Annotated in this window: 23 protein-coding genes; 12 read left to right on the forward strand and 11 right to left on the reverse strand. The window is 56.1% G+C overall.

Annotation, left to right across the window (positions count from 1 at the left end):
• Positions 1-13 precede the first annotated feature (13 nt).
• The 3 genes from B7444_RS03890 (at position 14) to B7444_RS03900 (ending at position 4,625) form a co-directional block, all read left to right on the forward strand.
• Positions 14-562, forward strand: a complete 549-nt coding sequence (locus tag B7444_RS03890) for a VOC family protein (protein ID WP_035729462.1) — start codon at positions 14-16, stop codon at positions 560-562.
• A 3-nt stretch (positions 563-565) separates the two neighbouring features.
• A complete protein-coding gene (locus tag B7444_RS03895) occupies positions 566-1,084 on the forward strand; it encodes a cupin domain-containing protein (RefSeq protein WP_007284072.1) in 519 nt (172 codons plus the stop codon).
• A 268-nt stretch (positions 1,085-1,352) separates the two neighbouring features.
• On the forward strand, positions 1,353-4,625 hold the full coding sequence (locus B7444_RS03900; RefSeq protein ID WP_007284071.1) for a TonB-dependent receptor domain-containing protein: 3,273 nt from the start codon (positions 1,353-1,355) through the stop codon (positions 4,623-4,625).
• Between the two features lie 137 nt (positions 4,626-4,762).
• On the opposite strand, the gene B7444_RS03905 is transcribed toward B7444_RS03900, so the two are convergent.
• The 3 genes from B7444_RS03905 to B7444_RS03915 are packed head-to-tail and all read right to left on the reverse strand — an operon-like array spanning position 4,763 to position 7,242.
• A complete protein-coding gene (locus tag B7444_RS03905; RefSeq protein WP_007284070.1) occupies positions 4,763-5,998 on the reverse strand; it encodes an NAD(P)/FAD-dependent oxidoreductase in 1,236 nt (411 codons plus the stop codon).
• Positions 5,999-6,040: 42 nt separating this feature from the next.
• Positions 6,041-6,994: a nucleoside hydrolase gene (locus tag B7444_RS03910; protein ID WP_007284069.1), complete on the reverse strand. Its 954-nt coding sequence runs from the start codon at positions 6,992-6,994 to the stop codon at positions 6,041-6,043.
• Entirely contained in the window at positions 6,991-7,242 is a 252-nt protein-coding gene (locus tag B7444_RS03915; protein WP_007284068.1) for a DUF3297 family protein, read from the reverse strand. The genes B7444_RS03910 and B7444_RS03915 overlap by 4 nt, the downstream gene beginning before the upstream one ends.
• Before the next feature lie 128 nt (positions 7,243-7,370).
• Here B7444_RS03915 and B7444_RS03920 point away from each other — a divergent pair, with 128 nt between their 5' ends.
• From B7444_RS03920 to B7444_RS03930, 3 genes are all read left to right on the forward strand, one after another.
• A complete protein-coding gene (locus B7444_RS03920; RefSeq protein WP_007284067.1) occupies positions 7,371-8,561 on the forward strand; it encodes a lipase family protein in 1,191 nt (396 codons plus the stop codon).
• Entirely contained in the window at positions 8,558-9,361 is an 804-nt protein-coding gene (locus B7444_RS03925; protein WP_007284066.1) for an SDR family NAD(P)-dependent oxidoreductase, read from the forward strand. Before B7444_RS03920 ends, B7444_RS03925 begins: the two co-directional genes overlap by 4 nt.
• Before the next feature lie 79 nt (positions 9,362-9,440).
• Positions 9,441-12,746: an efflux RND transporter permease subunit gene (locus tag B7444_RS03930; protein WP_007284065.1), complete on the forward strand. Its 3,306-nt coding sequence runs from the start codon at positions 9,441-9,443 to the stop codon at positions 12,744-12,746.
• 4 nt (positions 12,747-12,750) lie between these two features.
• Here B7444_RS03930 and flgA read toward each other — a convergent pair whose 3' ends face one another.
• The 6 genes from flgA to B7444_RS03960 form a co-directional block, all read right to left on the reverse strand.
• Entirely contained in the window at positions 12,751-13,734 is a 984-nt protein-coding gene (gene flgA, locus B7444_RS03935) for a flagellar basal body P-ring formation chaperone FlgA (protein WP_007284064.1), read from the reverse strand.
• Between the two features lie 2 nt (positions 13,735-13,736).
• Positions 13,737-14,528 (reverse strand): flagellar basal-body rod protein FlgG, encoded by a 792-nt coding sequence (gene flgG, locus B7444_RS03940; protein WP_007284063.1) that lies wholly within the window; start codon positions 14,526-14,528, stop codon positions 13,737-13,739.
• Positions 14,529-14,561: 33 nt separating this feature from the next.
• Complete coding sequence (gene flgF / locus B7444_RS03945; protein WP_007284062.1) at positions 14,562-15,302, reverse strand: flagellar basal-body rod protein FlgF; 741 nt, start codon at positions 15,300-15,302, stop codon at positions 14,562-14,564.
• A 75-nt stretch (positions 15,303-15,377) separates the two neighbouring features.
• Positions 15,378-16,550 carry a GNAT family N-acetyltransferase gene (locus B7444_RS03950; RefSeq protein WP_007284061.1) on the reverse strand — a complete coding sequence of 391 codons (1,173 nt, stop codon included), beginning with the start codon at positions 16,548-16,550 and terminating at the stop codon, positions 15,378-15,380.
• Positions 16,551-16,667: 117 nt separating this feature from the next.
• A complete protein-coding gene (locus B7444_RS03955) occupies positions 16,668-17,135 on the reverse strand; it encodes a RidA family protein (RefSeq protein ID WP_035729465.1) in 468 nt (155 codons plus the stop codon).
• A gap of 66 nt (positions 17,136-17,201) precedes the next feature.
• Complete coding sequence (locus B7444_RS03960) at positions 17,202-18,977, reverse strand: chloride channel protein (protein WP_007284059.1); 1,776 nt, start codon at positions 18,975-18,977, stop codon at positions 17,202-17,204.
• Between B7444_RS03960 and B7444_RS17340 the strand changes: the two genes are divergently transcribed.
• Both B7444_RS17340 and B7444_RS03965 read left to right on the forward strand, forming a co-directional pair.
• Positions 18,978-19,112, forward strand: coding sequence for a hypothetical protein (locus tag B7444_RS17340; RefSeq protein WP_264780578.1), 135 nt, complete (start codon positions 18,978-18,980; stop codon positions 19,110-19,112).
• Positions 19,109-19,879 (forward strand): alpha/beta fold hydrolase, encoded by a 771-nt coding sequence (locus B7444_RS03965; RefSeq protein ID WP_007284057.1) that lies wholly within the window; start codon positions 19,109-19,111, stop codon positions 19,877-19,879. Before B7444_RS17340 ends, B7444_RS03965 begins: the two co-directional genes overlap by 4 nt.
• On the opposite strand, the gene B7444_RS03970 is transcribed toward B7444_RS03965, so the two are convergent.
• The gene (locus B7444_RS03970; RefSeq protein ID WP_007284056.1) at positions 19,876-20,526 is read right to left on the reverse strand and encodes a DNA-3-methyladenine glycosylase family protein; all 651 of its coding nucleotides are present in this window, start codon (positions 20,524-20,526) and stop codon (positions 19,876-19,878) included. The two genes, B7444_RS03965 and B7444_RS03970, sit on opposite strands and share 4 nt — an antisense overlap.
• A gap of 197 nt (positions 20,527-20,723) precedes the next feature.
• Here B7444_RS03970 and B7444_RS03975 point away from each other — a divergent pair, with 197 nt between their 5' ends.
• The 4 genes from B7444_RS03975 (at position 20,724) to B7444_RS17090 (ending at position 23,826) form a co-directional block, all read left to right on the forward strand.
• Complete coding sequence (locus B7444_RS03975; protein WP_035729467.1) at positions 20,724-21,836, forward strand: energy transducer TonB; 1,113 nt, start codon at positions 20,724-20,726, stop codon at positions 21,834-21,836.
• A 70-nt stretch (positions 21,837-21,906) separates the two neighbouring features.
• Positions 21,907-22,821: a hypothetical protein gene (locus B7444_RS03980; protein WP_035729469.1), complete on the forward strand. Its 915-nt coding sequence runs from the start codon at positions 21,907-21,909 to the stop codon at positions 22,819-22,821.
• An 87-nt stretch (positions 22,822-22,908) separates the two neighbouring features.
• Positions 22,909-23,304 (forward strand): hypothetical protein, encoded by a 396-nt coding sequence (locus B7444_RS17085; protein ID WP_007284053.1) that lies wholly within the window; start codon positions 22,909-22,911, stop codon positions 23,302-23,304.
• A 150-nt stretch (positions 23,305-23,454) separates the two neighbouring features.
• The gene (locus B7444_RS17090) at positions 23,455-23,826 is read left to right on the forward strand and encodes a hypothetical protein (RefSeq protein ID WP_007284052.1); all 372 of its coding nucleotides are present in this window, start codon (positions 23,455-23,457) and stop codon (positions 23,824-23,826) included.
• A 49-nt stretch (positions 23,827-23,875) separates the two neighbouring features.
• Here B7444_RS17090 and B7444_RS03990 read toward each other — a convergent pair whose 3' ends face one another.
• Positions 23,876-24,979 (reverse strand): glycosyltransferase family 61 protein, encoded by a 1,104-nt coding sequence (locus tag B7444_RS03990; protein ID WP_007284051.1) that lies wholly within the window; start codon positions 24,977-24,979, stop codon positions 23,876-23,878.
• Positions 24,980-25,053 lie beyond the last annotated feature (74 nt).

Here is a 25,053-nt window from a genome sequence, read left to right on the forward strand (position 1 = left end):
GAAGGATCTCTCCATGACCCCAGACCATTCGGGACTACCACGAGGCATAGATCACGTGGGCGTCACCGTTCCAGACATCAACCTTGCCATCACGTTTTTAGAAGCGGCTCTTGGTGCGATTGCGCTTTATCGCAACGTCACACATGTGTCCCCTCAACAAGGCCCGCAGACAGAAGCAATCCTTGGTCTGCCGCAAGGAACCGTCGTCTGGGAAATATGTATGATGTCCCTCGGACACGGCCCAGGGATCGAGCTTTTCGAAATACATGGGCCTGATCAGAGAGCGGCTCTTCGTGCCAATGATTTCGGCCTCCAGCATTTCGCGGTTTACGTCGATGACATTCATGCCGCATGCGCCCGATTTACAAAAGCGGGTGGCGAACTGTTAACCGAACCACAGGGTCAGCCCTCCCTCGAAGCCGGACCGGGTAACATGTTCTGCTACGGTCGCGCACCATGGGGAATGATCATCGAACTTCTCTCCACCCCCAGCCGAGAACGCTTCGACGACATCGCACCGACCAAACGCTATCAGCCACCGCCACGCCATGAGGAATCATAAGCCATGCGACGCATCCTGCTCTTCCTCACCGTCGTTTCTGCAATTTCCACCTTGAGCAATTCGGCGCTGGCAGAAAACCCAACACCTCCAACAGCCTATTACTGGCATAACTGGACGGATCATAATGGCACCAGTCACATGACCCGCTGCCCGTTCCACAACTACGTTCTGAAAACCATGTCCAAACCCGCGGGTCCACAATGGCAGGATCGCCTCAAGGAAGGACAGGCCCAGATCATTTCTACAGTGCAGCCACCCCACTGGGATGGCAGCTGGCACCCAGACCCGAAAGTCCAATGGATCATTCCACTCAGGGGAACCTGGTACGTTACGGCAATGGATGGAGCACGCGTTGAAATGGGCCCAGGCGATATTTCTCTCGGGGAAGACCAGATGAGTCGCAAAGACGCAAAGGGTCACGTCGGACATTTCGCCGGAAATGTCGGGGATGACGCCGTTACCCTGATGGTTATTCAAACGGATGAACAACCCACTGTCGACCAACCCTGTAGATTTAAATAATAAGCGTGAGACAGCGGAGTATTCTCCGAACCGCATCCATACACAAACACGCCTAAAATATTGATATAAATTTATGGGTGACTTTACCACTTGTGATAGCAAACGCATTCATGATTTACACACTTTGAAATAAATGTGTCAAAACAGACACACGTGGAAAATCTCAATACTTGTAACGATTGTTACTATTGCGCCTGTGTGACATTTCCTTTCAGTTTCGCAATTGAAGATACATTCAGAAACGTTACTGAAAGGACCACCGCCAGCAATGACCACATCGGTTCCGGGCCACGTTCACGTAAAATCAGCCAGAAAACCTTCCGCGGCTTTTCTAAAAATCGCCTTGTTGGCTGGCATCTCATATACGGCGCTTCCACTTTCAGAAGCTCGTGCAGACGCAACAACGAAACATCATTCCGTTTCCCATAAGGGTGCAGCAAAAAAAACAACAGCTACCCACACGGGCACACCTGCCATTACTGCTCAGCCTTCTGCAAAGGGTTCGGCTGTCGCAACGAAAGTTACGCCCTCTCCTGCTCAGAAGGTAGCACAATCCGCCCTGCAACAGGCTCCTTCTTCTGCCCCTGAAACTGTCACCGTCACGGGAACCAGACTGTCCCAGACACGTCTGACAAACGTCATGGCTGGCACTCGCCTGGATGCAAAGCAACTCGCTGCCCGCGGGTATACCAATCTTGGTCTGGCACTTCTCCGTGAGAACCCGGCCTTTTCAACCCCATCGAACAGCCCCATCGGCAGCCAGGGGAAATTTGGTGCTGGCCAGACCTTCATGGCCCTCTTCAACTTGGGTGAGCAAAGAACGCTCACACTAGTCAACGGCATGCGCATGGTTGGCGGCTCTACTGCCTCTATTTTCGGATCTTCAACCGGATCCCAGGTGGACGTGGGAACAATTCCCGTTTCCCTTATCAAAAATATTGATACGAAATACGGTGGCGCTGGTGCTGCTTATGGTGCAGACGCAGTAGCAGGTGTGGTCAACTTTGAACTGGATGACCATTTCACTGGTGTTGACTTCAATGCTCAGGGAAACTGGACCCAGAATCTAGACGCCCCCCAGGAAAAGATCACGTTTAAAGCTGGTACAGAATTCGATCACCACAAAGGTGGCGTCGTTTTTGATGTTGAGTACCGCAACAGCGGTGGAATGGTTGGAAATGACCGCCCGAACCTAACAGGAGAGTACTCTGACTGGTACCGGCGCACTCCTGTCGGTTCGTCATCCCCTTATTCTTATGTCGTGACACCCAACAGCCGCTATATCCAGAGTTCTGTAACAGGCATCCCGATGACATCGGCGGATTATGGAACAATGCCGCTGCGCAACGGTAGAGCAAACGTCGCACTGTCTTCCCCTACAGGAAACGGCATGATGTTCAGTCAGGATGGTCGCTCTCTGGTCCCAATCACCTATAATCAGGCTCTCAAGGGTAATTATTACGCCACCGGCGGTAATGGGCTTTCACTCGCCAATTATAAGCAGCTTTATACCCCTTCAGATTCTCTAAACCTGACGACGCTGGGGCATTACGATTTTACCGATCATCTGCACGCAACATGGCAGGGCTGGTACCAGCGCGGCTCAGCATCAAGCACGGTTGCACAGGGAACATGGTCTGACAGTGGTTTTGACGACCCGGTATCTCTCGCCAGTTATACAAGCGATTCCATCGTAAACGGTGCATATACGGTCAGCACGAACAACCCGTATCTGAGCCCGGAAGTCCGTTCACAGATCCGCAGCGCACTGGTTGCCGCAGGTCAATCACCTGACACCTTTTACATGAACCGCCTCAACCAGGATCTGGATGGCGGTATGTTCAAGACAACAAACCAGATGTTCCGTTTCCAGGGAGGGCTGAACGGAGACTTTGAGGCGGTTGGTCGTCGCTTTAACTGGAAGGTTCAGGGAGAGTACAGCAAGTACATGAATGACACGTGGCAACCATCCATTGTCACACAGAACCTCATGAACGCGCTGAATGCCACTACAGATGGCAATGGCAATATTGTTTGCGCCACACCTTATAACAGTGCGCCAATCGCAACCCGTAGTTCAACCTGCTCCCCGATCAACCTGTTTGGCTACAACCAAATGACGCCAGCTGCGCGTGATTATGTGATTGCAGACGCGCATCAGAAAAACAGTAACGCTCAACGTGATCTGCAAGCTGAAATCAACAGCACAATTGTGAAGCTTCCTGCTGGTAACGTACGTTGGGACATTGGTTACGAGCACCGTCGTGAAAGCTACAACTTCGATCCCGGCAGCTTCTCAAGAGGCTGGCTTCAGGACGACGGTAGCTACAAGCGTTACGGAAATAGCATTCCCATTACGCCCGTCTCAGGTGCCTACCATACGCATGAAGTTTATGGAGAACTCGACATTCCCTTGGTCTCCCCGAACATGAACGTGCCAGGTATTTACAACCTGAGCGCTACGGCAAACGGACGCTTTATCAATAACAGCATTACAGGCAATTACTGGACATATATGTTCGGTGGTGCCTGGTGGCCAACGCAGGACTTTGGTCTGTCAGGCAACTATGCACAGTCTGTCCGAAATCCTTCTGTTACCGAGCTTTTTTCTCCTAACGGACAGCTTTACTCTAGCGCGCACGATCCCTGCTCTCAGGAATACGTAAATTCCGGTCCGAACCCAGCCATTCGTGCCGCCAATTGCGCCAAAGCAGGCATTCCATCCGGCTTTGAGTCCACTATCGTCAATCAGACAATGCCAGGGACGCACGGCGGCAATACGAGCCTGAAAAATGAAACTTCCAAAAGCTTCACGGGTACACTGGAACTGCATCCGCACTTCGTTCCAGGGTTCGATCTGACGGCTTCGTTCATCGATATCAAGATCAAGAACGAGATTACGGACCTGAGTGTCGGCGATCTCATGTCTGCATGCTATGATTCCGCCTCTTACAACCCGAATGACGCATACTGCCAAAGCTTTCAGCGCGGATCCGATCATCAGATCACCGATTTTCACAGTGGCTATTACAATATTGCCAACCAGCACATGCAGGCTCTTCAGGCTAATCTAAGTTATTATCTGCCGCTGCGCCGTGTTGGCCTGCCATCAAGCGCAGGAAACCTCGAACTACGTGGGACATATATCCACTATGTTCGCAACGAACAGACCTATCTTGGCAGCACTTACATGCAGGTGGGAGATTTGGCCAATCCGGATAACCAGTTCACTCTTAGCCTGAACTACACACGCGGTCCTCTGTTTGTACAGTGGCAGACCGTTTACTATGGAAAGTCAAAATATGCTCTTCAGGTTGCGGATACGACCTACCAGCATAACAGCCGCCCTGACTTTGCTTACTTCAACACAACGATTGGCTATAAGATCACGAAGAATTTCGATGCCAACTTCATGATCAACAACATTACGGAAGCTCTTCCGAAATACCCTGGCACAATCATGAATCAAGGCAGTCTGAATCGTTATTACGATGCGATGCTGGGTCGGTCATTCCAGCTTAGCCTTGGAGTCCATTTCTGATCTCCAGATCGTAACATGCGAACAGAAAGTGGCGCTACGGCTCCACTTTCTGTTCGCAAAAGCATTGCAAGATCAATGGCTATAAAAAAGGCCGGGAATTTTCTCCCGGCCTTTTTTATTTCTACGCCCTCTAAAGTTCAGGCGCTTTCCTTCACCTTGTGCTTGACCTTCACGTCATATCCTTTGAGCATTCCCTGCCAATAGAGCCGAGGAAAGACCTCGGTCTTCAGCAACCAGGCAAAACGGCTTGGCTTGCGCTGATCGTATGGGAAACTGGGAGCAACCTTCCCACCATACAGGAACTCTGCGAGCACAACCTTGCCGTAAGCGACCGTCAGCGGGCAGGCACCATAACCATCGTAAGCACCCGTCTGCGGCCGACCATCCAGCGAAGCAAGCAGGTTCGTCACGACAACGGGGGCCTGCTCGCGCGCTGCTGCTGCCGTCTTGGCGTTGCTGGTTCCGATCACGTCACCTGCACCAAACACGGTGTCATACTTCACATGACGCAAACTTGCCGGATCGACATCCAGCCATCCCGCAGCATTAGCCAGCGGGCTTTTCTTTACGAAATCCGGGGCGCTCTGTGGCGGAACGACATGGAGCATGTCGAACTTACGGACAACGGTTTCGTCCGTACCAACAATCTGGAACGTCGCTTCCCGTTTCTCGCCATCTACCTTGATGAGATTTTCTTTCTTGTGGAGGTTCACCCCATAGAAATCGATCTGCCGCTGAAGAGACGGGACAAAGTAGCTGACACCAAACAGCGCATCGCCAGCAATGCAGAAATCGACTTCAGTACGGTGAAGTGACCCTTCCTTACGCCAATGATCACTGGCGAGGTACACGATCTTCTGGGGCGCGCCTGCGCATTTGATCGGCATCGGAGGCTGTGTGAACAGTGCTTTTCCGCCATCCAGATGACGAATGCACTCCCAGGTATAAGCTGCTGTTTCGCGCGAATAATTGGACGTCACACCATTGCGGCCGAGCGTCTCGGGAAGCCCCTCGATCTTGTCCCAGTCCAGCTGCAAACCGGGGCAGACAACAAGACGGCGATATTCCACAACACGACCGCTTTCAAGCGTGACGGTATTGGCGTCTGGCTCGAAAGAAACCGCACTGTCACGAAGCCAGGTGACGTCTTTCGGAATCAGTCCGCCTTCCTGACGCAGCGTTTCCGCCAGCGTCATGACGCCTGCGCCAACAAGCGTCCAGCCCGGCTGGTAAGCATGTGTTGTTGAAGGTTCGATGATCGCCACCGAGAGATTTGGCCTCTGGCGCTTCAGCTGTGCGGCAATAGTGATGCCTGCAGCACCACCACCAATGATGACAACGGAGAAGCGATCCTGTGGGGTCGGGTCTGCCATGTTCGATGCTCCAAAGTCACGGGACTGGCGATAGAGAAAACCCTATATCAGACGGGCCAGTCGTTCCATCAGAAGGGTGTAGAACGCGTCAGAATCAACGTTATCAATCCATAACGCATTGGGAGGACGATTGGTTACCTTCCAAAGGTCCACCACACTCTGCCCCAAGCATAACGGGGATTCGACTTCAATTTCGACATTGCATTCCCGACCGCTGAACAGGTCTGGACGAAGCAGCCAGCCAATCGTCATCGGGTCGTGAAGCGCACCACCTTCCCAGCCATATTTCATCTTCTCGAAACGGTCTTCCGCTCCCAGCATCCGAACTACCATATCCCCAACAGGCGTTTTCAGATCCGCAATCGGTGCGAGCCTACGTGGTGTGGCAATGGCACGGTGGGTCACGTCGAGCGGCAGAAGTGTGGTGGGAATGCCCGCAGCCATCACGATCTTCGCTGCGTGAGGATCAACGAAGAAGTTGAACTCAGCCGTTGGCGTGATGTTACCACCTTCCCGCTGTGCACCGCCCATCGCCACGAGATGGGCAATTTTCGGCGCAATATCGGGAGCATGCGTCAGGGCGTGGGCCAGATTTGTCATCGGGCCCAGACAGACAAGTGTGATGGTTCCCGCAGGCTCTTTCCGCAGTACGTCAATGATATGCGTCGCGGCGTCGACAGACCGGGCACGAAGATGAGGTTCAGGCAGGTTTGCACCAGCCATTCCCGTTTCCCCATGTACATGCTCGGCGCTGATAGGTGCTTTGTAGAGCGGACGAGCGGCTCCAGCATAAACAGGCACATCTTCGCGCCCTGCCAACTCAAGCAGAGCACAGGCATTCTTCGTCGTCTGGGAAAGCGGCACGTTACCGGCAACGGTCGTGATCGATTCCACCTTCAGTTCTGGCGAGGCCAGCGCCAGCAGAATCGCCACGGCATCGTCCTGACCCGGATCCGTGTCGATGATGATCCGGCGGGGGCTGACCTGCGTCATCATGCGTCTTTCGCGTCGTCCTTGAACCAGGCTTCAACCGGACCCGTGACCTTCAGCGTCATCGGACGGCCTTTGCGATCCACAGCCTTGCCAACAGACAGACGGGCCCAGCCTTCGCTGATGCAGTATTCCTCAACGTTGGTCTTTTCTTCGCCCTTGAGACGAACACCAACGCCACGCATCAGAACTTCTTCGTTGTAGTACGGGCTATCCGGGCTGGCGCACAGACGATCGGGAGGGGTATCGCTCATGGTCTATCCTTTTCTTACTATGCCTCTTCTGTAGCGCCGGATGGCCCGTCCTCCAAGTCGGGATGGCTCCCCGACAACAACCTCCGCTGCTATGGTGCGTTTCCCTGCGCTGGAGATCACAAGCAGCCATGACCTTTAACCGCTTTCGCAAAACACTCGGTGTTGCCGCACTTCTCGGTCTGTCATCCTATGCCGCACTTCTTTCTGGCTGTGCGTCTCAGGACGATGGGGATTCCTATTCCCTGAGCGCACCGGTTGCGGCCGGACAGGCCATTCAGATCGATCACATGATCTCCCATATGCCGGGGCAGGCTTGGCGTCTGACATACCGCAGTTCGGACGCCCGAAATCCGAAACAGCTTGTGCGTGTTTCTGCCGAAGTCCTGATCCCGCGCGGCACACCTCCCGCTGGCGGCTGGCCGGTTCTGGCCTGGGGACATGGAGAAAGTGGCCTCCACCTGACCTGCGCACCCTCTGTCATGGGTCTGGGAACCGTGCAGGAGCATTTCTATGCGCCATGGCTCCAACAGGGCTTCGCGATCGTGGCAACGGATTATCCGGGCCTCGGAGAACCGGGGGATGCCCTGCTGCTTAATGCACGCTCCGAAGGCATGAGCATGCTGGATTCTGTTCGCGCCGCCCATGCCCGCTTCCCGGCCATCTCCCTGACAACCGTTCTCAGCGGCCATTCACAGGGCGCGCAGGCTGCCCTTGCAGCATCCGCCATGGCAGCCACTTACGCGCCACAACTGCATATCGTCGGGACTGTAGCCATCGCTCCACCTTATCTCGACGCACAGGGCGTGCAGGATCTGCTCCATCCACGCAATCCGCACAGCTTCTCACCAGCCGTGCCCGAACTTCTGTCTTTAGGTGCTTCCCTGTCGCAGGCCGACCCGTCTTTTGATCCGAACGCCGTGTTCACGACACGGGCACTGGCCCTCATGCATGACGCCGCCACGACATGCAGTTCAGACTTCTTTCCCGTGGCACACCGCTCGGGCCTGACACCGGCTACAATGCTGCGTCCCGGAGCGGAAGCTGTTCTGGCGCCGGCACTGAAATGGGCTGAATATCCGTCCCTGTCACTTTCCACTCCCGTCATGATCGCGACCGGCACACAGGATCTTCACTCCTCCCCGAGCGAGCAGCAGCGTCTGGTTTCCGCACTCTGTGCTGCCGGTACACCCGTCACCCATCACACCTATGCCGGCGCAAGTCATAACGGCACTCTCAGTTCCGTAACGACCGATGCGCATTCGTTTGTCCGCACCCTCATGGCCGGTCAGACACCCCCAGGCAGTTGTACGACACGGTGAAGATTCTCATCACCGGAGCTGCCTCAGGGATCGGTCAAGGACTGGCACGCCGCCTGGGGCGGCCAGGCCAGCACCTTGTGTTGGGAGACTGCCATTCTGAAGGTCTGGACGTGACACGGCGGCTTTGCGAGACGCAGGGTGCCACGGTCAGAAGTCGTGTCATTGATACCCGGGACCGGCAGGCCATGGCTGAATGGATCCACGAAGAAAGCATTGGCAGGCTGGACATGGTCTTCGCCTGCGCTGGCATTACGGGCGGCCTTCCCCCGGCCAGAGGGGCGGCCCCCGCTCCGGAGCGCGAAGAGCATACCCGTCTCATGATTGAGACAAATCTTCTTGGCTCTTTAAATACGCTCTTCCCAGCCATGGACGTCATGAAGAAGCAGGCACGCGATCAACATGGGCGACGCGGGCAGATCTGCATGATGGCGTCTGTAGCCGGTTTTGTATCCTATCCCGGTACCCCGTCCTATTCAGCCTCCAAGGCTGCTCTTGATCGCTTCACGATTGCAACCGCCCCAACGCTCGAAAAGGCAGGAATTACGCTGACCAGCGTCTGTTGCGGTTTTGTTGATACCCCCATGGTCAAAGAAAATCGTTTCCCCATGCCAGGGCTTGTTTCAACAGATGAAGCCGTTCAACGGATACTTCAGGGAACCCTACGTGGCCGACGACGCGTGACTTTCCCCAAATGGCTTGTTTTCGGTGCACGCCTGGCGGACCTTCTCCCCCCGCGGCTCACAGAACTCTATTACTGCCGACAACCCTCCGCCCAGCCCGAGGGAATGCCCGATTACTGACCATATTCATTCAATGAAATGACTTTTCGTGTCCTAATAGTAATGACCAAAAGGCTGTAATCGAGGATAAGCTGTCGGCATGAATTTCTGCCGCCTGTTCATAGATCGTCCCGTCGCAACGACACTGATGTCCATCGCCATCTTCATGGCGGGTCTCATCTGCTATCCTTTACTTCCCGTTGCGACGATGCCGGACGCCACCACAACCAACATCATGGTCGTGGCCACCCAGCCGGGCGCTGACCCACAACAGATGGCGACCTCCGTCACGACACCGCTGGAGCGACGCCTCGGCTCGATTGCCGATCTGCAACACATCGAGTCTGATACCAGCCAGGGGCAGGCGCAGATTTTTCTGGAATTTTCCTCTTCCAGAAACATTGATGGCGCCCTGCGAGACGTTCAGGCCGCACTCAGAGCAGCACGAAGTGACCTTCCCTCCGGAACCCTGGATGACGATCCACAGGCGTTCAAACTCGATGGAAGTGGCTTTCCAGTCTACCTGCTCAGCATCACAACCGATCAGCTGACTCAGGCTGAGCTGTATGACGTGGCGAATATTCAGGTCAAACCGTACCTCGCTCAGGTCAAAGGGGTTGGTCGTGTAGAGGTTGTAGGGTCTTCAAACCCTGCAGTCCGCGTGGAGCTCAACCCCGGCCCGCTCTACAAATGGGGCATCGGATTTGAAGACATCCGTACGGCTCTCGCCTCGGCCAATGCCTTCACACCAAAGGGCTTCATCGACAGCCATGGCAAACGGATGCTGCTGTCCACCAACGATCAGGCAGTCAAGGCGGACCAGTATCAGGATCTGATCGTCGGATACCGAAACAGCTTCTATCCGGTCCGCCTCAAAGACGTCGCCACGGTCTATGACGGCGTTCAGGACGTTTACCAGACCAGCTACATCAATGGTCATCGCGCCATTACGATGGTCGTCTCAGGGCAACCTCACGCCAATACCGTCGAAATCGTCAATGGGATCAACGCCAATCTCGACAAACTGAGAGCCGGCTTGCCCGGAAGCGTGAAACTGGTCGTAGGGCTGGACACCTCACGCTCCGTCCGGGCTGCACTCGACGATGCCAAGGAAGCCCTGGTGGTTTCCGTCATTCTGGTGGTGCTGGTCATCCTGTTATTCTTCCGGAAAGTGATGACGACCGTCATTCCTGCCGTCACTGTACCGATCGCCCTGTCAGGCACGCTGGCCGCCATGGCGTATTTCAACTTTACGCTGGACGTGCTGTCCCTGATGTCCCTCACAATTGCCGTCGGCTTTGTCGTGGACGATGCAATCGTGGTGCTGGAGAATATCGCTCGCCACATGGAAAACGGCATGGACCGTTATGAAGCCAGTATCCTCGGTTCCTCCGAGATCGGTTTCACCGTCCTGTCCATCAGCGCTTCCCTCGTGGCCGTCTTCATCCCGCTTCTTTTCCTTCCGGGAACGGCAGGCTCGATCATGTTCGAGTTCTGCATGACCATGATTTCCGCCATCGTGATTTCGATGTGGCTTTCCCTCACCCTGACGCCCATGATGTGCGCCCGCATGCTGGAGATTGACCACGGCACAGGACCACGTACTGGCCTGAGTGGTGCGATCATCCGCATCACGGAAGCAGGACTGGACGGCATGGTGCGCCTGTATGCCCGCTCCATGCACTGGTGCCTTCGCCATACGGTCCTGATGGGTCTGACCCTTCCCCTCAGCTTCGTCCTACTGGTCGGGTCCGTTATTATCATGCCAAAGGAATTTATTCCGGAGCAGGATATTTCCCTGATTGGCGGTCGTATCAAAGGGGATGCTACCATGTCCTTTGATGAAATTGACCGTCGGCTGCGGGCTGTAGGCGCGATTGTCCAGAAAGATCCGGATGTCACGTCCACAACCATTTTCAGCGACGACAAGAATTCTGGCGAACTCTATCTGCACCTGAAGGAAAAAAGTGAGCGCGCCCCTGTCGCCACAGTTCTCGCGCGTATCCGCAAAGCTGTGCCAGTCCAGCCGGGCGCAGACGTCATGTTCTGGAATGTCGGCGGGAACAGCCAGGGTGGTAGCAGCCAGAAAAACACCGGCGCTTACCGTTATGTGCTGCGCAGCGAAGATATTGCCAGCCTGACCAACTATCTGCCGAAGATGCTTGGCGCTCTGCGAGCTTCCGGAAAGATGATCAACGTCTCATCCGCAACAGAAAGTCAGTCTGTCGCAGCTTACATTACCGTGCGCCGGGACACCGAAGCGCGATATGGGGTGACACCGCAGCTTATCCAGAATGTGCTGTATGATTCCTACGGTCAGGCCATTGTTTCAACCATCCACCTGCCGCTTACGACCCACCGTGTCGTCATGGTTCTGGATCCAAAATACCGCACGGATCCGAACATGCTACATCAGATCTGGATCTCCACATCCGCTGGTACCGCGGCCGGTGGCATAGCTTCGAACCTTGTCCGGGCCAAGGCCTCTACAAGTGCGACGGAAAGTACATTCGCCTCTCTTGCATCATCTTCTATCCAGAACTCACTCGCCAACCAGATTTCCGGTAACAAATCGAGCGGTTCAGCCGTCTCGTCTGCCATGGAAACCATGATCCCACTGGATAATGTGGCCTCCGTTCTGTGGAAGCAGCAGCCACTCGATGTCACCCATCGTTCGGGCTATTATTCGACAGCCATTTCCTTCGATCTGGCTCAGGGCGTGACTTATGCCCAGGGTGTCAAACTGATTCAGGACACCATGAAGAATACGCACGCTCCTGACGGTATTCTAGGTGAGTTTACAGGCACTGCGGGCGATACGACCAAGGTCATGATCAACGCTTTGCTCGCCTTCGGAGCCGCCATTGCTGTCATGTATATCGTGTTGGGTATTCTTTATGAAAGCCTGATCCATCCCATCACCATTCTCTCGACGCTGCCATCCGCTGGCATTGGAGCCGTCATGGGATTGTGGTGTTTCGGGCTGCCATTCAGCGTCGTGGCCGTGATCGGTATTATTCTTTTGACAGGTATCGTGAAAAAGAATGCCATTCTGGTCATCGACTTCGCGATTCATGCTGAACGGTTTGAAGGGCTGTCGCCAAAAGACGCTATTTTCAAGGCTTCGATCACCCGCTTCCGCCCTATCCTCATGACGTCCCTGGCTGCCGCACTTGGCGCTGTTCCGCTGATTATCGGCCATGGTTATGGCAGTGAAATGCGCGCGCCGCTGGGTGTTTCTGTTCTGGGTGGAATGATCGTGAGCCAGCTTCTCACGCTCTATACGACACCAATCGTCTATCTCTGGATGGATGCGATTGGGAAATGGATGCGTCGACTGGTTGCAAAAATCATTCAGCGCATTCACCGGCTGGGCCGTTCCAGCTCTCAACCGGAGAAAGCCTGACGTATCAGAGCGTCGGCAGGCTGACTGCCTCAGGACGATTTCGAGTATCTGCTGAAAGTGGAGTAATGCCAGGAATAACCTCCACTTCCGTCCTGCCTATAACGCGACCAGTCAGAACCATACGACTGCCTGCATTATAGACATGCACCATGTCGCCCTTTCCTCCCGCTTCCATGACAGTGCCGGACACAGTCAGGTGGAGGCTTGACTGGGAATAAGACAGCACGACCGGGGATCCACGCCTGACAAGCTGCGGATGAACAAGCTGCGAAGACGCCAGCACCTGCCCCGCAGACAGACTACTTCTTGCTTCCAGACCCACAGCATCGTCCACCGATTGCAGCGCATCATCCGGAACGTCCGAAGATCTGACCAGTGCTACACTAACATCCTCAGGCAGAATGGGTTGTCCCGGCCGAAGGGAATGCCGGAGAGCAACAGCCTTGACTTCCATCGTAACGGTGCCGGTGACAGAAAATGCCGTTCCTTTCCCGCCCACAAGGGAAGGAACTTCCATACGGGCACTGAAATGTCCTCCCCCATGAGGAGGGCGATCAAGATGCAGAACGGTAGGGGCTGCTGTTTCCTGAGCAGGAACAGCAACCGGCCGAAAACCGGTCAGGGTCATTTCAACATGTGCATCTGCCGGGAAATCGAAGCTCTGCCGTAACGCGGGCAGCACGTCGTCGTCTTCAATCATCCGGGTTGCACGTGTTAGGGTTGTGGAGACGAGAGGCGAAGCGTCCGGCCAGTCCACCCCAAATTGAGCGGCAATCGCCGTAAGCTGAGGACCGCCAACAACGTAATTGCTCCCCAGCGCAGGAGCGTCGCCAATGTCAGCATCCTGCCCGGCGGTCAGGCCAGAAAACAGATCGGACAGTCGAACCCGCGGGTGATCAACGCTGATATTGGTTCGCAGGCTTGCCGCATGCACAGACCCGGATGCCAGCAACGTCAACAGCGTCAGGCATGACAGCCCACGCGCCATGATTAACGGCCACCCAGATTGTTGAGAGTCTGCATCATATCATCAGCAGATGTGATGACCTTGCTATTCATCTCATAAGCACGTTGCGCAGTGATGAGATCAGTGATCTCCGTCACGACATTGACGTTGGAGTTCTCGACATACCCCTGCATGACGCTGCCATAGCCGGTCGTGTTTGGTGTTCCCAACATCGCGTCCCCAGAGGCGGTAGTTGGCGTGAACAGGTTCTGACCCATGGCATCAAGGCCATTCTCATTCGTGAAGGTCGCGAGCTGGATCTGGCCAACCACTGTGGAGTTATTCTGCCCGGCGACCGTTACACTCACCTGCCCGGACTGATCGATGCTGACACTCTGGGCGTTATTTGGAATCGTGATGGTTGGGCTCAGCTGGTAACCATCCGCTGTAACGAGCGAACCGGTGTTGTCCATCGAGAATGTGCCGTCACGGGTATAGGCAAGCTGCCCTGACGGAAGCTGGATCTGGAAATAGCCTTTTCCCTGCACGGCAAGATCCAGCGAATTGCTTGTCTGCTCCAGGCTACCCTGATCGTTAATGCGGTAAATCGCCGCAGTCTTTACACCGAGACCGACCTGCGCACCGGACGGAACCGTCGTGCCCGTATCGGAAGAGCTTGTACCGACACGACGAATATTCTGGTAAATAAGATCCTGGAACTCGGCACGTGAGCGCTTGTAGCCCGTGGTACTCATGTTCGCGATATTGTTGGAAATGGTTTCAACGTTGGTCTGCTGGGCCTGCATGCCCGTTCCGGCGATGTCGAGTGCGCGCATGTGGAATGTATCCTTGTCCCGTCAGGAAAACTGTCAGGCTGAAACCTGAACGATTTTGTCGATGGCGTTCTGCTGGCGGGTCGCTTCGGCATTCACGAACTGCGCCATGAAATCAAAATTGCGCTGGATATCCATCATCTTCGTGACTTCGGACATCATCTGCACATTGCTGCCTTCCACCATGCCCTGCATGATCTGAGGGCGATCAACAGCATTGGTCGGCTGGTCGGAGCGCAGAAGATGGCTGCCTTCTGCCTGCAGCGTATTGTTATCCCGAGCCGTCACAATTCCGATCTGTCCGGCCTCACCGGTTTCAGTCGTAATCACACCATCCGAGGAAATCGTCAGCTGATGATCCGTCGTCGGCAGGACGATCGGCTGCCCTTCGCGGTCCAGAAGCGCATTACCGGCTTCATCGACGACTGTTCCGTCCTGTTGCTTCTCGAAACGCCCGGCGCGCGTCAGTCGCACACCGTTGGCCGTCTGCACCTGGAAGTAGCCTTCTCCACCCAACGCGAGATCGAGCGGGTTTCCGGTCTGTTGCAGGTCGCCCTGCTGGAAATCCCGATAGGTTGCGCGATCCTGCGTATAGGTCTGCGTCTCAGAGCCGGTTGGCTGGTTGGCTCCATGCTGTTTGGAGAGGTAATCGCTGAACAGGACGCTCTCGCGCTTGTAGCCAACTGTCGAGGCATTCGACATATTTTCGGCAACGACCGACATGGCGCGCTGCTGGGCGTCCATGCGCGAAAGGGCAATATAAGTACTGTTCTCCACGACTGAAGCTCCGGCATCCCGCTGTCAGGACGGAGCTTACCCGTGAGACCCTTTCCTAATCGTTAACCGGTACGATCAGATCGAGTCGTCCTGACGATATGGAGAATAAGCCGCAAGGGCTTCTGCTTCATCGCGAATGGCCGCACGCTCCTCGTCCAGAAAAGCCGCCACAGCATTGCACAGGCCGGAGTCAGCAATCGCATGAGCGGAATGGGTAAAAGCTGGCAGATAGCCGCGCTGGATCTTGTGTTCCCCCTGAGCGCCGGCCTCAACGCGGCTAAGGCCATGAGCAATCGCAAAGTCGATGGCCTGATAGTAACAGAGTTCGAAATGCAGGAAGGGCCAGTCCCCCTCACATCCCCAGTTCCGGCCAAAAAGCGCATCCTGTCCCATCAGGTTCAGAGCTCCAGCGACCGGCCTGCCCTTATGTTCGGCCATCATCAGAACCACACGGTCCCCCAGTCGCTCTGAAAGCAATGGGAAAAATTCTTCCGAGAGGTAAGCGCTGCCCCATTTCCGGTCGATGGTGGATTGATAAAAGCGATAGAACGCGGACCAGTCAGCAGGCGTAATGTCCTGCCCGCGCCGCGTCACGAATGTCAGCCCGCAGGACTGCGCGGCTTTCCGCTCCTTACGCAAGGCCTTGCGTTTGCGGGAGGACAGCGCGTTCAGGAAGTCTTCAAAACTGCCATATCCCTGATTGTGCCAATGATATTGGACGCCAAGCCGTGTCAGGTATCCCGCTCTTTCGAAAGCCGCCATAGACTGTTCGTTGCAGAAGGTCGCGTGAACGGAAGAGAGACCAAGTTGCGCAGCGGCCTGCTTCAGCCCCGCTGCAAGAGCGTGCCCGACAGCCTCAGGATCTGGCAGGTCTTTTCGGAGTAGAAGACGTGGACCAGGAACCGGCGAAAAGGGAACGGCGCACTGGAATTTAGGGTAATACCGGCCACCGGCGGCTTCATAGGCACGAGCCCAGGACTGATCGAAGACATACTCGCCCATGGAATGGGCTTTTCCATATAATGGGGCTAACGCCAGAATTGTGCCATCCGGCGCACGGAGGGCAGCATGACGCACTAACCAGCCGGCTCGATCCGCAACGGAACCACTGTCTTCAAGCGCGGACAGAAATCCGAACGACACGAACGGGTTCTCGTCTCCCGCACAGGCATCCCATTCGGCAGCACCAATGTCGTGAATGGACGCATGCAGCGTCAGAGACCATTCCAGCTCCGAAGAGTCATTCATGAGGGCTGATCCTGCAAATCTGTCTGACGTATTATAATAAACGTGTGGCTCAGATGAGGAAAAACGACCTCAGTCCTGTCAAAGCGGGAAGCCTTGAAGACCTCCCGCCAGTCAGAATCAGACGACTTCGAACAGGGCTTCCACTTCAACCGGTGCGTTGACCGGCAGGCTTGGAACACCGATTGTCGAACGGGCATGACGGCCTGCATCGCCAAAGACTTCGACAGCCAGATCGGAAGCGCCGTTCATGACAACAGCATGCTCTGTGAATTCCGGCGTGCAGGCAATGAAGCCGCCAAGACGTACAACGCGCTTGATGCGGGAAAGATCACCGCCCAGCGCAGCCTTTGCCTGGGAAATGACGTTGATCAGGCAGGCGCGGGCACAGGCCACACCAGCATGGTTAGACACTTCATCGCCCAGCTTGCCTGTGATGAGCAGCTTGCCGTCCACCAGCGGAAGCTGGCCGGACACGACAAGCAGGTTCCCCGTAAGAACGGTTGTCACATAATTGGCGACGGGTGCAGCAGCTTCCGGCAGGGTGATTTCGAGAGCGGCGAGACGATCTTCAGGCGTATGGGACATAGATAATTCTCCTGTGAACAGACTGTTATGGTGAAGCGCATGGAGGCTCATGCCAAGGGTCAACCATCATGAAACGGTGCCTTCTTCCCCGGCAAGCGTCCGACGGCTGCGTTCCAGTTCTTCGGCATAGCGGCGCAGGGCGTGATGTTCCGTGAGCATACCCACGACCTGTCGGGACTGTAGATCTTCCACGACGACAAGTGCATCGGCTTCAGCGCGTTCGAACAGTTCTACCGCTTCACGGACATTGAGGAGCGGGGTCAGCATGGCATTTTCGAAATGTGCCAGAGCCGCAACAGGTGTTGCGGCTGATGGCACGGCCTGAAGTTCCGCTACGTTGACCATTCCGGCATAACGTCCGTCCCGGTCCAGCAGAACGATCCGCTGGGCTGAACCGAGCGGGAAAAGGGCCTGTGCCCGGTTGAGCGGAGTATCGGACGGGATTGTCCGTACTTGCCCGCGCATCATCCGGCGCACGTTCAGGGACCGCATCCAGCCGATATCAACGGCAGAGCGGATGGATTCCCCCCGCAGATGGAAGCGCCATGTGGCAAAGCTGTATCCAAACAAGCGCCGAACGGTCAGGAGAGACAGGACGGCGGCCACGAATGTTGCCCCACTCATGGAAATACTGCCTGTCAGCTCAAGGAGAAGACATACCATGGTCATGGGACTGCCGATGATAGCAACGGCCATGGCGCTCATGCCGATCAGCGCGCATGCGGTCAGGGAAACGGGAGCCAGACCCAGCCATTGCATCAGGGCACCGTAAACGGTTCCGGCCAGAGTTCCCAGATAGAGGGATGCGAAAAACAGTCCCCCGCGGAAGCCGGACCCGATCGAAATGCAGGATGCCATAGCCTTGAGCAGCAGCAGCCACAGAGCCATCCAGGGCGTGATCCATCCGGCGAACACCACGCGCATGGCATCATGTCCCGCTGACAGGACGGAAGGGTGAATAACGGCCAGACCACCGACCAGCACCCCCCCGACAGTGGGCTTCAGCCAGACTGGGCCGGGAAGAAGACGAAACAGGGTTTCCGTCCGGGTAACGCAATGCATAACGCCAATCGCCGTCAAAGCGGACAGAATGCTGATAACGACGACGCTGAAACTGCCATTCCACGTCAGCGCGCCCGGATCGGCAATCATGACCGCCGCCGGAACATGCCCAAAAAGATGCGCAACCCCTACACCCGCGAGAGCCGCAATCGCGACAGGCGGCAAACTGACGAGGGAATAAGAGCCGATCACAAGTTCAAAGGCGTAGAATGCCCCTGCGACCGGCGCATTGAACGCAGCCCCAATGGCCGCACCGGCAGCTGCGCCGACCAGAACACGCAGGTCTTCGCGCCTTACACGAAAAGACTGCCCGATCCGCGAACCCAATGCGGAAGCAATCTGGGTAAAACCTGCCTCAAGGCCGATAGACCCGCCGATACCATTGGACAGGATCGTCTGGAACACGACGATGAGACTGTCCCGCACGGACATGCGCCCGCCATGCAGGGCATTGGCTTCGATCGGATCGACAGGCCGACGGGGCATGATTCTACTGGCGAAAATTCCAAAGAGCCCGAGCGCCAGACCGCCCAGCGTCAGAACCGTCAGAACACGCCAGGGAGGCAGCCATGTCAGACCGGACAGATGCCCGTTCAGGGTGTTGCCCTTCCCGAACAGAACACTGTGCAAAGACAGCGTCACGGTTGTAATCAATACAACGGAGAGGCCAGACAAAGCGCCCACGACTGCGGCGAGCATGGTGAGCCAGATTTCATCGGCACGCACCATCGCGCGCAACGTCACCGGGGCCTGCGCCGGATGACGAAGGAGCGAGCGCATGTGACGCTTCAGACGAAAACGCAATTCGTTACGGGTGGGACTGGTGGACAAGTGGTCTCCCCGACGGCAGGTGTAGTTCTGTTTGGCCGCAACGCTGTTTTCAATCAACTGCTGTCACGGAAGGATCATGCATGAAGCTCAACGCCATAGAACGTGGAGATGGACCGGAAACGGTTGTTTTCCTGCATGGTCTTTTCGGAAGAGCCCGCAATCTTGGATTTCTTCAGCGTGAAGCTTCACAGACATTCCGGACGATTGCCCTGGATCTCCGCAACCATGGGGGAAGCCCGCATGGTCCTGTAACCTATCCCGCCATGGCGCAGGATGTTTTGGAAACGCTTGATGATCTTGGGATCGAGCGTTTTTCAGTCGTTGGTCATTCGATGGGCGGAAAGGTCGCCATGATGCTGGCATTGGCCGATCCTGACCGCGTGACCCGCCTGATGGTGGCGGATATGGCCCCCGCCCGGACCCAGCAAGGGCACGGAGACATGATCACAAAGCTGGACGCCATCACTTTTCCGCCAGAACTTACACGTAGCGAAACCCTGGACCTTCTGGAGCCGATCACCGGAAGTCGGGCTGTAGCCGAACTGATGGCGCAGAATGTCTCTCTTGATGGCATTCCGGGATGGGCGATCGGATTTGACGAGATTACGCAGGGAATTGGCCAGATCGAAGGCTGGCCCGATCTTCAGGTTGCTCCCTATGAAGGGCCAGCCCTGTTCCTGCGAGGGGGGAACTCAAGCTATGTCAGGCCTGAACATCACCCGCTCATCCATGCCCTGTTCCCTCACGCCCGGATTCGAACTCTGGAAGGTGCAGGGCACTGGCTTCATGCAGAACAGCCACGCCCTTTCATTTCTGAAATGATGGCGTTCCTGACGGGGCAGAACATTTAACCTGTCAATATATTCGGAGCTGTCTTCTTCCCCTCTTCCGCGACCCGCCAGCAATACCAGGCAAGGGCGGATCTGTGCGGAGAAAAGCGGAGTGTTTCGGTCTTGAGGTCTTTGGGTCTGGGGGCAGTCTCCAGCCTCTTGATGCGTCGCCAGCCTTCACGCACGCCGAAATCATCAACAGGCATGACATCCGGGCGGCCCAGCGTGAACATCAAAATCATTTCTACAGTCCATCGACCAACACCGCGAAGGGTGATCAGACGCTGGATCAGATCCTCGTCGTCCAGTCTTTCTGCCTCCAGACGCGTGGGCACGAGACCTTCCAGCCGGGCTTGAGCCACGCCTCGCATGGCAGCCTGCTTACTGGCAGACAAACCACAAGCTCTCAGAGTTTCTTCAGGAAAGGCCAGTAGAGCTTCTGGCACGGGAGGCGGTCCGTCTTCGGAAGACGCATGCCCAAGAAGGCACAGACGACCGAAAATTCGTCGGGCAGCCGCACCGTGAAGCTGCTGCCCGGCAATGGCCCGTAACAGCGCGTCATAAGGTTCCTGCCCATCATGTCCCCGGAGACGGCAGGGCCCAATCCGTTCGACGGCGGCGGCAACGTCCGGATCAACAGAAAGACACGATATGAGACTGTCTGTCATGCAGTTGTCTTTCCTGTGGATTACGAGGCGCTTTGTCTCTTTCGTGAAAGGTCCATTACTGCCATGATGGTTCCTGACGCAACGCCCACCCCCAGACCGGATACCAGCCTGCCGGATGACACACCCGCCCGCCCTGGTGCACAAAGCCTGGCGATGACTTGCCGCCACCTTTCCTCTTCCGGGCACAGCCGCGACGTATGAGCGGGACGATGCCAACTTCCAGCGGTAAGGCTGAACGCCGCGAACCCAAGCTGTTCGCGGGAAGATCACGCACGCCTGTAGGTCCGGTTCACACGCCATCCGGGCTACGGTCCAGACTGCAGGACTATGTTCCACCCGCCACGGCAGTTCGCCCTGTTCTGACGCCAATGATGCGTCCGCAGACCATTGTGGAGCCTGGGCCTACAGTTCCGTTCTGCATTTCTGCTGGTATTCATGCGGCCGTTCTGGCGCTCCTGCTCACGCAGCATCACGGTATGCATGGCTCCCCTGCCGGAAATGAGCCACAGGTCGAAATGGTGTTTGACCAGCCGCCATCCAAAAGCAGCATGCAGGGCCCACGCGCTCATGAAGAAGGAGGAGCCCCTCCTCCGCCGTCACCGCAGAGCCCACAAGAGACTGAGCAGGAACAGCAGCAGCCCGAGCAGCAGCAATCTGCCCCCACGCCTGCCGTTCCCACACCGGAAACACCTTCGGCGCCACCTGTACCTCAGGAGCCCTCCGCCGAACTTCCCAAGACGGCCCCAAGTCCGGCGCCTGTCACACCCGGGAGTGCGCCAAGCCAGCGCAGTCAGCAGACAACGCCTCACAGCCATCGGGCCCATCGCTCCGTACGACCGAACAACAGCAATCCACTGTCTCATCCGATGGATTATTCTTTCGGCGAACAGCCTTCTCCGTATCGTCATCGCCGCGGCCGCCCCGCCGGTTCAGGTGGCCCGATCGATATGTCTCTGGGGCCGCTCAGCATGAATGGCGCCATCAATGCGCCTTATCAGACACGTACCAGCGTCAAGGGTGTGAGCGAAGATTACGGCGGCGAGATTGATCGCTGGATCCGCTCGCATATGTATTATCCGGAAGACGCAGCCCGGGCGGGCGAGGATGGACCGTCCTCCGTGCACGTAGTTCTGGATCGCTTCGGACATGTGAAGACTGTCCGCCTGACGGGACAATCGGGTTCGTATTCGCTGGACGCAGCCACGACCGGTATGTTCCAGGGCGCGCATCTGCCACCTGTTCCGCCGGACATGAAGGGCGATCACTTTGATATCGACGTGACGATCAACTACATCCTGATCCGCCGTTAAGCCGCTGTTTCGACATCATGACGGTGGTCTCCTAAACTCCATGATGTCCCTTCCCTACCCCGGAGCACCAATGCGTCGTTTCCTGCCTGTTTTGCTGCCACTCTGTCTGGCTGGGTGTTTTGACATGCCCCATCCATTTTCGGATCCCGGCCAGCGTGCACGGCAACTGGCAACGGCGAATCTTCCACCAGCCCGACTGGCTGTTCCGACACCTGCGGACTCCCTGCTCTCTGATGATGCCGCTCAGCTCTGGGCTCATGCACTGGCGGAGGCCATGGTGGCGCAGTCCGTTCCAGCAATCGCCCAACCCACAAAACCGGGCGACTGGTGGGTAAAGATGAGTGCCCGCACGCACAATGCCAGCGTTATCCCGCATTACGTCATCATGACGCCGGACGGAAAAGCCCGGGCGGAAAGTGATGGGCCTGCTGTTGATATGGCCGGATGGAGTGCCGGCGATGCCATGGCACTCAAGGGCGCAGCAACACAGGAAGCGCCGGAACTGGCCAATCTGCTGACCGGTATTCAGGCAGACATGATGCAGCAGGACCAGCACAGCCTGATGCATCGCGCGGCAAAAATCTATTTTTCTGGCGTAACGGGTGCTCCCGGGGACGGCGACAAGTCTCTGGCCCGCGCCTTCTATGCGTCCCTGCCAGATGCAACGAATTCGGTTCAGACCCAGCCCAAGGGTGCAGATTTTACAGTTCGTGGTGTCGTTAAGCTGGCGGATGGTGGCTCCCTCGATGGCAAGCCCTCACAGCATATCGAAATCGCATGGCATGTTCTCACACCGGACGGCAAGGAAGCCGGCGCCGCCACACAGCTTCACGATATTCCGGCACATTCCCTTGATGGTGCGTGGGGGGATACGGCGAGCATGGCAGCTGAAGAAGCAGCAGGGGCCGTCCGAACGATCGTGACCAACTATTCCGGCCGTGATCATACGCCTCTGCCTGTGACAAATGCGACAAAAAGTAAATAAACCGTCTGGGACACAGGTATGGGATATTGTTTCACAACGTAACAAGCTGCTAGGGCTTTGAGTCTCTTGGTGTCTCGGAGTTCTTACATGCGTCCGCTATCGGATCAGATATTTCTGGCCATCTTGGGAATATCGTTCCTGACCGGCTCATCTGCTTTCGCAGAACCTGCCCCGGTCGTTGCAGTCAACCGCGAGATCGGTCTTTCCATCACAGGATCGTTTCAGGACGCTCTGTCTTCCACGACAACATCCCTGTCCGGAACCGAATATATGGGCGGAGGCAGAACACGCCCCTATGAAGACATAGGGAGTAGCAAGAGCCAGCGCATTGGATGGACTCCGGGCTTCCGTGCAGACAGTTCGGTCATGTTCAATGCTTTTGGAATCAGCAATCTCTATGCTTCTGCCCAGTTCGGGCTGCAGGATGGACAGCGGAACAACAAATACCGCCTTGTTTCACCCAATAGGGGAAGTTCTCCCTAAACGTTCCGCTTCGGGGGCAATGACAACGCAAAGGCGACTTCAACGCGCGGTGAAATCGGCAAGGACTTCCTGCTTCTTTCCCAGTCGCTGCTTCTGACGCCTTTTGCCCAGGGCGGATATCTGTCAACCGGTTATGACAGCTTCGATGATTTGGGAAATTTCTTCGTTGGAGCAGGAATCAAGGCAGATTATGCCCTTACATCCAGACTGGTTCTGCGGGGTCGCTTTGGCTGGGCGGAGGTTCTGAAGAGCCATACAGGTTTTGAGTACGGGCAGACCTCATCAATACATTCCCTCTGGCAGGGTGGATTGGGAGCCGACTACCGCATGACGCGACATCTGCACCTGACGGCAGGCGGAGATTATTCCTATACACACCGCGCGCAGGCCGCCTTCAATAACGCATACCCTTCAAGCAACGGCGGATTTTCCATTGCCGGAAGCTTCACAGGTTTTCGTAGCTATTCCAGCAGCTTGTCGAACGACCTGACGCTGCATGCAGGTCTGGCCTATCAGTTCTGATCAACATCACGGCGCACAAAACAGAATTGTGCGCCGTTTTTTTACGACGTTACCCGAGCGCGAATTCCACCAACTCGCTCGCAAGCCTTTCCGGGTCAGGAATACGGTAGTTCATATGGAAGCCATGTCCCGCGCCAACAGGCTCCAGGCTGGCCGTATCGTGGAGATACCGGGCATCATTTCCATTCACCATATCTACCAGACACTGATTGACCCACATATCCGACCCGTGTGCCAAGGTTATCACCCGACGTTGCGGAAAGAAGATACTGGTATGCAGACAAGCATCATTATAGGCAATGACCAGCGGATTTGAGGCCCACAGCTTGAGCTGTTCCCGGAAGGTCATCTGGTGAGGATGAACGATTCCAATGCCCCGTTCCCGCAGCGCCGCAGTCAGCACCGCCTCGTTTTCAACCCGCACATTTCCCTGTTTCAATGTTTCCTGTGAGAAAAACAGGACACGTCCTGGCTGAACCTGCGCTCCTTCCGGCAGAACCTGGCGACCAACATGATGGGCCAGATCGGCAAATACCGTATGGACCAGTGAAAGCTCTTCAAACGCTGCTGCTGCGACTGTGATTCTGGGAAAGCGAACGGGCGCAACAACCTGCAGGAAATTCTGCTCCGTCAGCCCCAGGGCCGTCACAATGATTCGGAAATAATCCTGCTGCATCATCTGTGCGATGGAGTGCGAACCGCTGAAAACGATCCTGAGTCCGCTTCTGCGATAGGCAGGCAGACTCCAGAGCCGCGAAAAAGAATTAGCCAGAAAATAAGCGTAAGACGGATCCAGATTTCCGACAAAAACGTAATCGAACGCATCGCTGACAACCGGGCAGTCCGGAAGCGTCTGGACCGTCCGTGAGCAGAGCGGCGTGTGAAGCCCTCCAGCTCCCGTATAAAGCATGGCCTCCGGAACACTGCGGCCTGAAGGGTCAAAAAGTCCCCATTCCGGGCCGTTTCCTGGGGGAATGAATACAACATTTCTGGCTTCCCGCTCATTGGGAAGGTCCTGAATCAGAAGTCTTCTGCCAACGAAACCTGTACAGTCTTTCAGGGGCATATCCTGACCTTTTCCAAAGCGTGAAGCGACCTTGAAAGGGGTCGCCCAGACAGTCTCCTGATGTGTTTCGCCTGCATCTCTTGCCACATCAAGTCTGCCTGCATTCTCAAAGAATGTCGCAGAACAGATGACAGCAGGGAGGTGCGCTGTTAGAAAGCGCG

Origin of the sequence: Gluconobacter thailandicus F149-1 = NBRC 100600 (genome assembly GCF_000964465.1) — a bacterium.
Classification (GTDB): domain Bacteria; phylum Pseudomonadota; class Alphaproteobacteria; order Acetobacterales; family Acetobacteraceae; genus Gluconobacter; species Gluconobacter thailandicus.

Bases quoted from the DNA above. Each gene is read 5' to 3' on its own strand.
- B7444_RS03890 (WP_035729462.1), top strand. From the start codon at position 14: ATGACCCCAGACCATTCGGGACTACCACGAGGCATAGATCACGTGGGC.
- B7444_RS03895 (WP_007284072.1), top strand. From the start codon at position 566: ATGCGACGCATCCTGCTCTTCCTCACCGTCGTTTCTGCAATTTCCACC.
- B7444_RS03900 (WP_007284071.1), top strand. From the start codon at position 1,353: ATGACCACATCGGTTCCGGGCCACGTTCACGTAAAATCAGCCAGAAAA.
- B7444_RS03905 (WP_007284070.1), bottom strand. From the start codon at position 5,998: ATGGCAGACCCGACCCCACAGGATCGCTTCTCCGTTGTCATCATTGGT.
- B7444_RS03910 (WP_007284069.1), bottom strand. From the start codon at position 6,994: ATGATGACGCAGGTCAGCCCCCGCCGGATCATCATCGACACGGATCCG.
- B7444_RS03915 (WP_007284068.1), bottom strand. From the start codon at position 7,242: ATGAGCGATACCCCTCCCGATCGTCTGTGCGCCAGCCCGGATAGCCCG.
- B7444_RS03920 (WP_007284067.1), top strand. From the start codon at position 7,371: ATGACCTTTAACCGCTTTCGCAAAACACTCGGTGTTGCCGCACTTCTC.
- B7444_RS03930 (WP_007284065.1), top strand. From the start codon at position 9,441: ATGAATTTCTGCCGCCTGTTCATAGATCGTCCCGTCGCAACGACACTG.
- flgA (WP_007284064.1), bottom strand. From the start codon at position 13,734: ATGGCGCGTGGGCTGTCATGCCTGACGCTGTTGACGTTGCTGGCATCC.
- flgG (WP_007284063.1), bottom strand. From the start codon at position 14,528: ATGCGCGCACTCGACATCGCCGGAACGGGCATGCAGGCCCAGCAGACC.
- B7444_RS03950 (WP_007284061.1), bottom strand. From the start codon at position 16,550: ATGAATGACTCTTCGGAGCTGGAATGGTCTCTGACGCTGCATGCGTCC.
- B7444_RS03955 (WP_035729465.1), bottom strand. From the start codon at position 17,135: ATGTCCCATACGCCTGAAGATCGTCTCGCCGCTCTCGAAATCACCCTG.
- B7444_RS03960 (WP_007284059.1), bottom strand. From the start codon at position 18,977: ATGCGCTCGCTCCTTCGTCATCCGGCGCAGGCCCCGGTGACGTTGCGC.
- B7444_RS03965 (WP_007284057.1), top strand. From the start codon at position 19,109: ATGAAGCTCAACGCCATAGAACGTGGAGATGGACCGGAAACGGTTGTT.
- B7444_RS03970 (WP_007284056.1), bottom strand. From the start codon at position 20,526: ATGACAGACAGTCTCATATCGTGTCTTTCTGTTGATCCGGACGTTGCC.
- B7444_RS03975 (WP_035729467.1), top strand. From the start codon at position 20,724: ATGAGCGGGACGATGCCAACTTCCAGCGGTAAGGCTGAACGCCGCGAA.
- B7444_RS03980 (WP_035729469.1), top strand. From the start codon at position 21,907: ATGCGTCGTTTCCTGCCTGTTTTGCTGCCACTCTGTCTGGCTGGGTGT.
- B7444_RS17085 (WP_007284053.1), top strand. From the start codon at position 22,909: ATGCGTCCGCTATCGGATCAGATATTTCTGGCCATCTTGGGAATATCG.